This window comes from Klebsiella sp. WP8-S18-ESBL-06 (assembly GCF_014169755.1).
GTDB lineage: Bacteria > Pseudomonadota > Gammaproteobacteria > Enterobacterales > Enterobacteriaceae > Kluyvera > Kluyvera ascorbata_B.
This window is the reverse complement of record NZ_AP022256.1, coordinates 144371-157394: the sequence shown is the minus strand read 5'-3', so window position 1 is coordinate 157394 and position 13024 is coordinate 144371. Positions and strand designations below refer to the sequence as shown.

7 protein-coding genes, 2 tRNA genes and 1 pseudogene are annotated in these 13024 nt (G+C 54.9%); 7 read left to right on the top strand and 3 right to left on the bottom strand.

Going from position 1 to position 13024, the window contains the following annotated elements; genetic code table 11:
• Positions 1-51 precede the first annotated feature (51 nt).
• The 4 genes and pseudogenes from H7R76_RS00760 to H7R76_RS00745 all read left to right on the top strand — a co-directional run bounded on the left by H7R76_RS00760 (position 52) and on the right by H7R76_RS00745 (position 6566).
• Positions 52-1755, top strand: a complete 1704-nt coding sequence (locus H7R76_RS00760; RefSeq protein ID WP_182966736.1) for an AsmA family protein — start codon at positions 52-54, stop codon at positions 1753-1755.
• 330 nt (positions 1756-2085) lie between these two features.
• On the top strand, positions 2086-3402 hold the full coding sequence (locus H7R76_RS00755) for an OprD family outer membrane porin (RefSeq protein WP_182966734.1): 1317 nt from the start codon (positions 2086-2088) through the stop codon (positions 3400-3402).
• 187 nt (positions 3403-3589) lie between these two features.
• Positions 3590-5172: pseudogene (locus H7R76_RS00750) on the top strand (PTS transporter subunit EIIC).
• A gap of 14 nt (positions 5173-5186) precedes the next feature.
• Positions 5187-6566, top strand: coding sequence for a family 4 glycosyl hydrolase (locus H7R76_RS00745; RefSeq protein ID WP_182966732.1), 1380 nt, complete (start codon positions 5187-5189; stop codon positions 6564-6566).
• Here H7R76_RS00745 and H7R76_RS00740 read toward each other — a convergent pair whose 3' ends face one another.
• Together H7R76_RS00740 and H7R76_RS00735 are read right to left on the bottom strand one after the other, a co-directional pair.
• A complete protein-coding gene (locus H7R76_RS00740) occupies positions 6567-7313 on the bottom strand; it encodes a MurR/RpiR family transcriptional regulator (RefSeq protein WP_182966730.1) in 747 nt (248 codons plus the stop codon).
• Between the two features lie 322 nt (positions 7314-7635).
• Positions 7636-8616: an IS5-like element ISKpn26 family transposase gene (locus H7R76_RS00735; RefSeq protein WP_068815383.1), complete on the bottom strand. Its 981-nt coding sequence runs from the start codon at positions 8614-8616 to the stop codon at positions 7636-7638.
• 31 nt (positions 8617-8647) lie between these two features.
• Here H7R76_RS00735 and H7R76_RS00730 point away from each other — a divergent pair, with 31 nt between their 5' ends.
• Positions 8648-9802, top strand: a complete 1155-nt coding sequence (locus H7R76_RS00730; protein ID WP_182966727.1) for an MFS transporter — start codon at positions 8648-8650, stop codon at positions 9800-9802.
• Here H7R76_RS00730 and yicI read toward each other — a convergent pair.
• Positions 9799-12117: an alpha-xylosidase gene (gene yicI / locus H7R76_RS00725; RefSeq protein ID WP_182966725.1), complete on the bottom strand. Its 2319-nt coding sequence runs from the start codon at positions 12115-12117 to the stop codon at positions 9799-9801. The two genes, H7R76_RS00730 and yicI, sit on opposite strands and share 4 nt — an antisense overlap.
• Positions 12118-12443: 326 nt before the next feature.
• Here yicI and H7R76_RS00720 point away from each other — a divergent pair.
• Positions 12444-12537 (top strand) — tRNA-Sec (locus H7R76_RS00720).
• Between the two features lie 383 nt (positions 12538-12920).
• A tRNA-Sec gene (locus tag H7R76_RS00715) sits at positions 12921-13015 on the top strand.
• Positions 13016-13024: the final 9 nt, after the last annotated feature.

Sequence of the window (13024 nt, the reverse complement as noted above, 5' to 3'; positions counted from 1 at the left end):
CGCATAAATCATGCATAACAGGTTTATGTGCCCTTCTCAGGACGGAAGATCATGAAATTTCTTGGAAAGCTCATTATCTGGCTGCTTATCGCCCTGCTGCTGGTGATTCTGGCCTTCTACTTTCTGCTGCAAACGCGCTGGGGCGCGCGCCATATCAGCCAGTGGCTAAGCGACAACACGGCATGGCAGGTGACGTTCGACGCCATGGATCACCGCTTCTCCTCCCCTTCGCACATCCTGCTGCAAAACGTCACCTTTGGCCGCGACGGTAAACCCGCCACGCTGGTCGCGAAAAGCGTGGATATTGGCCTGAGCTCACGGCAGATTACCGATCCGCTGCACGTCGACACCATTCTGTTACAGGACGGTACGCTGAACCTGTCGCCCGCCGCCGCGCCGCTGCCGTTTGCCGCCGATCGCCTACAGCTCAGTAATATGGCGCTAAACAGCCCGGAAACCGGCTGGGCGCTCAGCGCACAGCGCGTTTCGGGCGGCGTGATGCCGTGGGCGCCAGAAGCGGGTAACGTGCTGGGGAAAAAAGCGCGGATTCAAATGAGCGCCGGTTCGCTATCGCTGAACGGCGTGCCCGCCACCCAGGTACTGATTGAAGGCGAGATTAACGGCGGCGAAGTCACCCTGACCACCGTCGGCGCGGATATTGCGCGCGGTTCACTCACCGGCAACGCCCGCCGTAGCGCCGACGGCAGCTGGGTCGTGGACAATCTGCGCCTCAACGACATCCGCATGCAAAGCGATAAACCGCTGCGCGACTTCCTTGCTCCCCTGGCCACCGTGCCATCGCTACAGATTGGCCGCCTCGACATCACCGATGCCCGCCTGCAGGGGCCAGACTGGGCGGTGACCGACCTCGACCTGAACCTGCGCAACCTGACGCTCAGCCAGGGCAGCTGGCAGAGCACCGACGGTAAAATCTCACTCAACGCCAGCGAATTCATTTACGGCTCGCTGCACCTGTTCGACCCGATCCTCAACGCCGAATTCTCGCCGCAGGGCATTGACCTGCGCCAGTTTACCTCACGCTGGGAGGGCGGCATGGTGCGCAGCGCTGGCCACTGGTACCGTAACGCCAATGCGCTGGTGCTGGATGACGCGGTGTTCGCCGGGCTGGAGTACACGCTGCCGGAAAACTGGAAAACGCTGTGGATGGAACAGCTGCCGCCGTGGCTGGAGAGCGTCACGCTGAAAAAATTTGGCGCCAGCCGCAACCTGGTGATTGATATCGACCCTGACTTTCCATGGCAGGTGACCGCGTTAGACGGCTACGGCGCCAATCTGCAGCTGGTGAAGGGCCACCGGTGGGGCGTATGGGGCGGTAGCGCAACGCTCAACGGCGCGGCGGCAACCTTCAACCGCATTGACGTGCGTCGCCCGTCAATGACGCTGAACGCCGATGCGTCGAACGTGAATATCAGCGAACTGAGCGCCTTTACCGAGAAAGGGATTCTGGAAGCCACCGCCACGGTATCACAGCAGCCGCAGCGCCAGACAAGTATCACGCTCAACGGCCGCGGCGTACCGCTGAATATTCTCCAGCAGTGGGGGTGGCCTGCGCTGCCTATCGACGGCGATGGCAATATTCAGCTTACCGCCAGCGGCAGCGTACAGGCGGACGCGCCGCTGAAACCCACGGTGAACGCAAAGCTGCATGCGGTGAATATGGCGAAGCAGGAAGTTACCCAGCAGATGCAGGGTGGCGTGGTTTCGGTCGCTGCCGGCGCGCCGGTTACGCCATAACCTAAGGGAGCGGAAACGTCCCCACCCTGCACGATTGACTATCCAATCAGTGCGGTTTAGCGCTAGCGCGGCAATCAGTGCTATCTTTCGCTAATAAGCCACATAGATAGCACTTTCCTCTTTATTTTAATCGCCCTTATCGTGGTTAAACCAACATCAATCACGAATCCAGTGTCAACCGCCAACACAGAAAAGCAAACGTTTGCTTTTGGGTCTGGATCACAACTATCCCGATGACGATAATCGCAGCCCTGCACGCTGCCGCCGCGTCTACCAACCCGCGGCGCACGCGCACTTTTCTTTTTTTATCTCTGTAGACAAGGTATTAGCATGAAGACGTATCGGGCAGCAGGTGCCGTCAAACCATCACGATTCGCCGGTGGTCTCACCGCCCTGGCCGCACTTGCCGCACCGGCGCTTCCCGCCAGCGCAGAAGCCGCCCTCTCCTTTAAGCCCGACAGCGCCTGTTTTGATGCCGAAGGCAACGTCAGCAGCCTGAGCGACGCATTCAGCTGCGGTAAAGTCAGCGGCAGCGTTCGTGCGCTGTATTACACCACCCACAATGCGTACTTCGCCAAAGGGTTTAACCAGGACACCGTGAGCTACGGCGGCTTCGTGAAGTATGAAACGGCCCCGCTGTATGGCTTCAACGTTGGCGTTAGCGGCCTGTTCCTGCGAGGGATCGACCACCCGCCGGAAGATCGCGTCATCAGCGATATCGGCGACAACCAGACCAACATCGGTGAAGCCTACCTCAACTGGCGCTACGGTGATTTTCGTCTCACCGGCGGCAACCAGCGCCTGGATTTGCCGTTTGTCGGCGATTACGACTGGCGCATCACGCCAATTCTCTATCAGGCGCTGGATATGCAGTACGGTAGCGGCGACGACTTCCTGCGCGCCACCAAAATCTGGCGTTACAAGGGCTGGGGGAGCGACCAGGTTCAGCGCACCACCGCCTACAGCGACGTGACCGAAGAAACCAACGGCATGTGGACCGTCGGCGCGGGCCGTCACCTGATGTGGGATGACAAAAAGCTGACCGGCCAGATGTGGTACGAAAGCTACGCCGACTTCTCCAACATCTTCTACACCGAAGGCCACCTCCAGTGGCAGCAGGCGCTGTTTACGCCGGACGTGGCGCTGCAATACATTCGCGGCACCAGCGAAGGCAAAGCGCTGGCGGGCGAAGTAGACAACCATTCTTACGGTGCGCAGCTGTCGCTGAACTTTACGCCTTCACTCTCCTGGGCGGCGGGTTATAACCACATTGCCGCCAGCGGTGACAGCTATGGTAACGGCTCGCTGGTGACGCCCTATGCCCACAACAGTTCATCCGGTCCGTACTTTGCACAGCCGTACTTCACCAGCACCCAGGACCTGGGCAGCGGCGATGCCTATGCCACCAACGTGAACTGGAATGCGAACGACAACCTGACGCTGGGCGCACGCTACTCCTGGATGGATCTGACGCCAACGGTGAATTCCGGCAGCCTGCGCCAGTCCGAGTACGTGATGTACTTTATCTGGAATTTCCAGGGCGCGCTGAAAGGGCTGAGCCTGAACGATTTCGTCGGCGTGCAGACGTCGCCGCTGTATGAGAAGGATTTCTGGCAGAACCGCTTAACGCTGCAATACGACTTCTAAACAGCACCAAACGGTACCCTCTCCCCAATGGGGAGAGGGTTCTCCCTCCGAAACCTGTTTTCATTTCCTGCCAGTTTGTGCCTATTCTTCGCAACAGGTTCCGCACGTCATCCATCCTTGCTATAACTCACTCACTGGAAGTGCATATCAATAATTAAAAACGCCCTACATTTAAGGAACCTCTATTATGTCTGGAATACGCCAACGTGTTCTGGAGAATATGCAAAAATTCTCCAGAGCGATGATAGGAGCAGTATTATTTCTTCCTGTTATCGGTTTGATCCTGGCTTTAAGTTCAGTTCTGACTAACCCGACTTTATTTTCAGAAACTTTTCAGAAACCGGTTTTCTTCACCAAATTGGCCAACTATTAGGGGATACTTTCTGGCCCTTATTCGGCAATTTGGGTTTGTTATTCTGCGTGGGCATTAGCTATGGTCTGGCAAAAGATAAAAAAACCGAAGTCGCACTGGTTTCAGTGATGTGCTTCATCATGTTCCTTGGCGCTAACCACTCATGGCTGGAATTCACCGGAGGGATTGCCGAGAAAATAAACGGCGAATATTACGGCACCGGGCAAACGCAGCTCCTGGGTTTTGTCGTCGTTGATATGGGGATATTTTTAGGGATTATTCTCGGCTGTACTATCGCCTGGGTGCACAACAAGGTCTCCGCCATTGAGCTGCCCGGCGCGCTCTCGATGTACGGTGGTGCAAAGCTCACGCTTATCGCAATGACGCCCGTTGTCATCGCTTACGCCATTGCTTTTACCTGGTTTTGGCCGTTCATGACCCATGGTATCGCCGCCCTTACCGGCTTTATGAAAAATGCTGGTGTGGCCGGAGTCTTCGTTTACGGTTTCTTTGAGAAATTCCTGATTCCAACCGGTCTGCACCACTTCGTCTGGTCACCGTTCCAGCTGACGCAGATTGGCGGTACGCTCAGCGTCGATGGGCAAACCGTCTCCGGCACCCAGGCCATTTTTCTCGCCTATATGCGTCACCCGGACCTCACTCCGGTGATGAACGACGCACTGCGTTTTTCACAGCAGGGAATGACCACCATCTTTGGCCTTGCGGGCGCCTCACTGGCTTTTTACCACACGGCGAAGCCGGAGAAAAAAGCGCTGGCGAAAGCCATTCTGCTACCCGCCATCATTACCTCGATGCTCACCGGGATCACAGAGCCGATTGAGTTCACCTTCTTGTTTGTCTCACCGCTGCTGTGGGTCATTCACGCTACCCTGACCGCCGCTTCGCAGGCCATCTGCGATATCTTCACTGTCAGACCGTGGGGAGCGTCAGGGCTGATTGAATTTATTATCTATAACCTGCCATTGCCCGCGTCATTAACGCGCTGGCCGGGTTACATCCTGATTGGCTGTGGTCAGTTCGCGGTCTATTACCTGATATTCCGTACTCTGGTCCTGAAACTGAATCTTAAAACGCCGGGACGTGAGGACGATGACGACGTCAAACTTTATAGCAAAGCTGAATATCGCGAAAAAATAAAAGCCACAGCCAAGACGGGAAATAGCACCACAGACCATATTATTCAGGGGCTTGGCGGTAAAGAAAATATTATTTCAGTAGATAATTGTTTTACCCGACTTCGCGTGGCGATTCATGATTTCGATAAGATCGACGAGGCTCTATTAAAAACCATGGGGGCCAACGGAATAGTAAGAAATAAAAACGAAGTACAGGTTATATACGGTGTCAAAGTAGGACAAATTCGGACGCACGTTGATAACTGGCTCACTACGCATTAATTGAGGAAAATAAGATGAAATTAACCGTTTTAGGTGGCGGCGGCGTCCGCTCGGCTTTTCTGGCAAAATCTCTGGCATGGAACGCACATCGCATAGGTTTAAAGGAGGTCGTTTTTCTCGATAACTCAACGGAAAACCTGGCCATCTTTGGTGAAATTGCGCGCTATGTTTTTAATACACTGCGTCCGGACATTCACTTCTCCCTGACCACCGATCCCGTCGAGGCGCTGAAAGACGCCAACTATGTGATTACCACCCTTCGCGTGGGTGGCGATGACAGCCGTATTCGCGACGAACGTATTGCGTTACGGCACAACACGCTGGGGCAAGAGACTACCGGCGCTGGCGGCTTCGCGATGGCCATACGTTCTATTCCGGCGATCCTCAGCTATTGTCGGCTGATCGAAGAACATGCCGCACCAGATGCCATCCTGTTTAACTTCACCAACCCATCGGGTCTGGTCACCGAAGCTATCATCAAATCAGGCTTTAAGCGCCAGGTCTACGGCATCTGCGACGCGCCATCAGAACTGATCCGCGAGCTGCCGACCATTCTTAACTGTGATGAAGCAGATCTGCAGGTCGAGTGCTACGGGCTCAACCACTTCTCCTGGTTCACTCACTTCACGGTGAAAGGCGAAGACGTCACGGAGCGCCTGGTGAATCTTCCGGCACTCTATGAGCACACGGCGATGCAATACTTCTCTCCTGAATTAGTGCGCCTGTGTGATAACCAGCTACTGAATGAATACCTCTATTACTACTACTACCGCGAAGTAGCGCTAGCCGCAATTCAAAACGCGTCGGAAACGCGTGGCGAGCAGATTGCCCGTATCAACCGCGATATGCGTCAAGAGCTGGCAGCGGTAGATGTGAAAGCCAACCCGGGTCTGGCTTTTGATATCTGGATGAAGCATTACCTGCGCCGCGAAAACAGCTACATGCAAAGCGAATCGCAGCAGGAGAAATTCAATACGCGCGATGCGCTGACGCTGCAGCAATTTATTGATGAACCTGATAGCGGCGGCTACGCTGGCGTCGCGCTGGATATTCTGGATGCCGTCAACAGCACAACCACCAAGCGCATCGTGGTGTCAATGTCCAACAATGGTACGCTAGACTTCCTGAAGCCAGACGATGTCATTGAAATCAGCTGCGATTTGAGCAAAAACGGGCTGCAGCCGGTCACCCCGCATCACGTACCAGACGCACAAAAGAATATGATTTCGTGCGTTAAAGAATACGAGCGGCTGGCCGTCGCGGCGATCCTCAACCGCGACAGAGAGTTAGCCGTCCGCGCCCTGATGGCGCATCCACTGGTCGGTTCATGGTCATTGGCTACCACGCTGGTGAACGACTATCTCAGCGACACCTTATGTGAAGGCTGGCAGTAATCACGCTCCGGCAAGGGAACGGCCCGTTCCCTTGCCCTGTTCCTGATCGAACCACAGTTTAAGCAGACGTTCAAAACCCAAAATACAGTACCCAAAAAAGGGATTGCTCCAGTAAATATCATCATCATATTTCTGAGGATCATGAATAATAAATGACGTATTCGCCGCTTGAGATAATGGGCTTTGATAATCGCCGGTGAAACAGACGAGATCGATATCCTTACCTTCTAATGCTTTCACCCAGCTTAAGGATGAACTACTGCGACCCGATTTAGAAATAATCCAGATTGCATCAAATTTCGTGGCTGCTTTTTGCTCCAGAATTTCATAATCTGGCCATAGCGCCAGGCTGGCATTCACCCCCGTTACCAGGAATTTATTATAGATATACTGGGCAATCAGCTGCGAAAAACCGCTGCCATGAATAAGAATGCGCTGCTGGCGAAGATTCTGCAATAACTGCGGCAGTTGCTCTGGCGGCTGAATATGCATGAAGTTGATATCATTGGTCACATCAAGCCGCGGCAAAGTAATATTAAACTTAATGAAATAAACCATTTCAAGCCATCCGCTAAAATTAAGTTTTTTGGATAACCTGACCAATGAAGATGGATTACTGTAGCAGCGAGCCGCGACCGAACGAATACCCTCCCGCAAACACTGTTGGGGATCGTTCTGAATATAACGCAGTACCGTTAATTCCGTTTTATTGAAGGAGACATCACGGAATATATTTTCCAGCTCCATAGCCACTCCGACGTCAAATAAAAATAGCATAGCTGATACCACGCTTACGGTCTGTGTATCAGGTCACTCATTCGGAATGATATAAATATGAACAGGCATTTTACCCTATTAGCAATGGTCTTTTTTTTATGGGGAATGATTACCTCGATAAATAGCGCCATTATTCTTTTCTTTAGGGAAGGTGCGAATAAGCAGGTCATTTCTTCCCAAGCTGACTCGCTGATTAAAATTTCGCGGATCTGGGCCGATTTTTTTCCCGCAAACAATCGAATCAGCCTATTTAGGCTATTTTTTCCACCATTTCTGGCGTTATTTCCGGTTTTTACTGAGATCTCTCCCACTGACGTATCATTTGGTCCACCCGAAACAGGTTGGCCAGGGTGAATAACATCGCCAGTTGGTTATCGTTTTTCAGCAGCCCCTTGTATCTGGCTTTCACGAAGCCGAACTGCCGCTTGATGATGCGAAACGGGTGCTCCACCTTGGCACGGATGCTGGCTTTCATGTATTCGATGTTGATGGCCGTTTTGTTCTTGCGCGGATGCTGCTTCAAGGTTTTTACCCTGCCGGGACGCTCGGCGATCAGCCAGTCCACATCCACCTCGGCCAGCTCCTCGCGCTGTGGCGCTCCTTGGTAGCCGGCATCGGCTGAGACAAATTGCTCCTCTCCATGAAGCAGATTACCCAGCTGATTGAGGTCATGCTCGTTGGCCGCGGTGGTGACTAGGCTGTGGGTCAGGCCACTCTTGGCATCGACACCAATGTGGGCCTTCATGCCAAAGTGCCACTGATTGCCTTTCTTGGTCTGATGCATCTCCGGATCGCGTTGCTGCTCTTTGTTCTTGGTAGAGCTGGGTGCCTCAATGATGGTGGCATCCACCAAAGTGCCTTGGGTCATCATGACGCCTGCTTCGGCCAGCCAGCGATTGATGGTCTTGAACAATTGACGGGCCAGTTGATGCTGCTCGAGCAGGTGGCGGAAATTCATGATGGTGGTGCGATCCGGCAGGGCGCTATCCAGGGATAATCGGGCAAACAGGCGCATGGAGGCGATTTCGTACAGGGCATCTTCCATGGCACCGTCGCTCAGGTTGTACCAATGCTGCATGCAGTGAATACGCAGCATGGTCTCCAGCGGATAGGGCCGTCGGCCATTGCCCGCCTTGGGATAAAACGGCTCGATGACAGCGGTCATATTCTGCCATGGCAGAATATGCTCCATGCGGGAGAGGAAAATCTCTTTTCGGGTCTGACGGCGCTTAGTGCTGAATTCACTATCGGCGAAGGTGAGTTGATGGCTCATGATGTCCCTCTGGGATGCGCTCCGGATGAATATGATGATCTCATATCAGGAACTTGTTCGCACCTTCCTTAGCCAATACTTTGCCGTTAGCTGGCAGCAGGCAATCCTGGTGACGGTGATTTTTTACGTTGTGCCGTTCGCCGTGTGCCTACCCTGCGCACGGCTGATGGCCCGATGGGGCTATCGCCGGGTCTTACAGGGAGCCCTGCTGCTGAGCGCCACCGGGGCGCTGATCCTGGCGCAGGCGGTGGTGAAATCCACCTTTTTCGGCGCGCTGTTCGGCATGTTTGTGATTGCCTCTGGCGTATCGATGCTCCAGGTGGTTGCCAACCCTTACCTGACGGCGCTCAGCACACCGGCACGTCAGGTTGGTAACCTTAGCCTGGCCTCAGCAGTAAACTCACTCGGCACCACGCTGGCACCGGCGGGGATCGCACTACTGTTTCGCTTATCGCCAGAACAACAGCCGATAAGCGGTCTGTTTAGCGCACTGGCGGTTGTCACGCTCGCCCTGATGGCGGGCACCATGCTGCTTAAACTGCCGGACGTTCGCATCAATCATATCCGCACGCCATCGGTCTCCGGCCTGTGGCAGGTGAAGGAGATTCGGTTGACTATCCTGGCCATTTTCCTTTATGTCGGGGCAGAGGTTTCGTTGGCCACGAATCTGCCTCCCTACCTTATTGCCACAGGCGCCTGGAGTGCGGACACCGCGCTGTCACTGCTCTCCTTCTACTGGGGAGGGGCGCTGGTGGGTCGTCTGCTGTTTGGCTTTATTGCTCATCCGTCACGTCATGCCGCCATCTTTCGCACCGCCGCTTTGAGTGGCTTTATATTGCTCTTACTTGCCGTAGTGATGAACAACGCCGCAGGAGGGATTGCGTTACTGATGGTGAGGCTGGCGAACTCGGTGATTTACCCCATGATTTTCGGTCACGCGCTGAGCCGATGGCCCTCTCTCGCGAGTCTGCTAGCTGGCACCATGGTCATGGCAGGAATTGGCGGCGCCGCGCTGCCATGGGCACATGCCTGGCTTGTCGAAGCAACCAGTTTACGGCTGAGTTTTTTATTGCCGATGAGTCTGTATCTTTTGTTGATGCTATGGGGAGAATATGTGATGAAACGAGAAAAACTCACCCTCTCCACGCCAGGAAAGGGTGAGTGTGAAACGACAGGGAAGGTTTAGAGCGTAATCACCAGCTCATTACCCTGCGCGGTCACCACCACGCCCAGCTCGCTGCCCGCCGGGCTTCCGCCCTGCACGCCCGCTACCTGCTGGATATTGCGCAGGCACAGCGTCCAGCAGCTGGCTTTGCCGTTGCCTTTCACCGTTATCACCTTGCCCTGACGTCTCGCGCTCAGCGTATACACCACGGTGCCATCGGCCGCAGGCACTTCACATACCGCTTCATGCCCGTCCTCAAGGTGGAACAGCTGGAACGCGGTGCCTTCATGCCATGCGTAGTTCGGCACCTGGCTGTTATTACCCAGCGCCAGCAGGGTGTTGTCGCGCACATAGACCGGCAGGCTCATAAAATCATGCTGCTGTTTATGCCAGCGGCTGCCCTGCACTTCGTCGTTGTGCCACAGGTGCGTCCAGCGGCCTTCCGGCAGGTAGAACTGCACGTCGCCCGCCTCCGAGAACACCGGCGCCACCGCCAGCGAGTCGCCGAGCATGTACTGGCGGTCGAGGTAATCGCACGCCGGGTCGTCCGGGAACTCCAGCATCATCGCACGCAGCATTGGCGTGCCCTGCTCGTTGGCCAGCGCCGCCTGACGATACAGGTACGGCATCATGCGGCACTTCATTTCGGTAAAGTAGCGCACCACATCGCAGGACTCTTCGTCATACGCCCACGGCACACGATAGGATTTGCTGCCGTGCAGGCGGCTGTGGCTGGAGAACAGGCCGAAGGCGCACCAGCGTTTATAGACATCCGCCGGGGCAGTGTTTTCGAAGCCGCCAATATCGTGGCTCCAGAAACCGAAACCGGACAGGCCAATCGACAGGCCACCGCGCAGGCTTTCCGCCATCGATTCGTAGTTGGCGTAGCAGTCGCCGCCCCAGTGCACCGGGAACTGTTGCGCGCCCACGGAAGCGGAACGGGCGAACAGCACAGCCTCTTCCACACCGACGGTCTCTTTGAGCACGTTCCACACCAGTTCGTTGTAGATATAGGCATAGTGGTTGTGCATTTTCTGCGGGTCGGCGTCGTTGAACCAGCGCACGTCGGTCGGGATGCGTTCGCCAAAGTCGGTCTTGAAGCAGTCCACGCCCATCGCCACCAGGCCTTTCAGCTTGTCGGCATACCACCGGCAGGCTTCCGGGTTGGTGAAGTCATAAATCGCTAGCCCCGGCTGCCATTTGTCCCACTGCCAGACGGAACCGTCCGGGCGCTTGAGCAGATAGCCTTTCTCTTTCAGCTCTTTGAATATTGGCGATTTCTGGCCAATATACGGGTTAATCCACACGCAGACCTTCAGCCCTTTGTCTTTCAGGCGCTGAATCATGCCTTTCGGGTCCGGGAAGGTCACCGGGTCCCACTCGAAGTCGCACCACTGGAAGGCCTTCATCCAGAAGCAGTCAAAGTGGAAGACGTGCAGCGGCAGGTTGCGCTCGGCCATGCCATCGATAAAGCTGTTGACCGTCGCTTCGTCGTAGTTGGTGGTGAACGAGGTGGTCAGCCACAGGCCGAAAGACCACGCCGGCGGCAGCGCCGGGCGGCCGGTGAACTGGGTATAGCGGTTCAACACCTCTTTCGGGGTTGGGCCGTCGATGACAAAGTATTCCAGATACTCGCCTTCGACGCTGAACTGCACTTTGGACACCTTCTCTGAGCCAACCTCAAAGGAGACGTTTTCCGGGTGATTCACCAGCACGCCGTAGCCGCGGTTGGTCAGGTAGAACGGGATGTTTTTGTAGGACTGTTCGGTGCTGGTGCCGCCGTCTTTATTCCAGGTTTCAACGTTCTGGCCGTTGCGCACCAGCGCGGTAAAGCGCTCGCCCAGGCCATACACGGTTTCGCCGACGCCCAGATCCAGACGCTCGAACATGTAGTTGCGATTGTCGTTGCTGTCCTGCACATAGCCGTTGTTTTTCAGCTGGCTGCCGGTGATCCGCACGCCGTTGCGCAGGAAATCTAGCGACCAGAACTCACCTTTGGTCACGCGCACGCTGAGGTTGCCGCTTTTCAGCTCGGCAAACCCGGCGGTGTTTTGCATCTGTACCTTCACGTCTTTCAGCACGTTCAGCGGGTAGTGCGGGCCGTTATCCAGCACGCCCTGGAAATGCTCGATGCGTACGCCCACCACGCCCTCTTGCGGTGAGAAAAAACGCAGGGTAAACATCGGTGTATCCAGCTGCCACGTGCGCTCGCGGACGTCGCGCGGCGCCACGTAGACCACCATTTCATTCCCTTGCTGTTCAACATCAAACACCTGAACAGGATGAATTAAATTCAGACCCGGCTGGGTCAACCAGTTTCCATCACTGATCTTCATGGTTCGTCCTCTTAATTGCCTGTGTTCTGATTTGTAGGTACGCGCCATTGCTGCCGTTCGCGGCACGCTGATACCGGTTACACTTTTGTAAACCATCCGCTCAGCAAGGTGAATTGCGATATCTCGTTATCAAATTACGTTTCTTGATTTATGTGATCTGGGTTGGCGAGAAGAGTATGTACAGGTGTAACTCACGGATTTATCAGATATTTCTCACGCTAACGCACGCAGGTGAGTAAAAAGATGCTGAAAAATGTAAGTAAAGATGTGGTAAGCGGTTGAAAGTAGCTATAATGCGCCCCGCCTCCATGTAGCAATCGAGGCGCGGAAGATCGTCGTCTCCGGTGAGACGATTGGACTTCATTTCCAGTGGTAGCCGCCTGCGGCTCCCGGCAGGTTCGACTCCTGCGGTCTCCGCCAAAATTCACGCGTATCTCCCCCAAATCATCTCCCCGTTTTATCTATACGCTTTCTTAGCGATGCCCTTTGTGACTGATACTGTCCCGGTTCGTTTACGCCGTAAGCCTGAGCGTCCAGCGGTCTATAAACACGAGGCTAAATGCCCGCCAGAGGGTCAAATATTCGGTCATCGTGATGTTTTTTACGCCATTCAACGGGCAAGACGTGCGGTAAAGCGCGCGCTGCGCGGCAGACGAAAAATGTAACCATAGGAAAAATAATGGTTTTATCTGGAATGCCAGAGAGCGCAACGGCAACAGGGCGAAAAATGTGCCCTTGGGGGATGTGGTAAATGATTGAAAGTAGATATAATGCGCCCCGCCTCCATGTAGCAATGTAGGCGCGGAAGATCGTCGTCTCCGGTGAGGCGGCTGGACTTCAAATCCAGTTGGGGCCGCCAGCGGTCCCGGGCAGGTTCGACTCCTGTGATCTTCCGCCAAATCATATA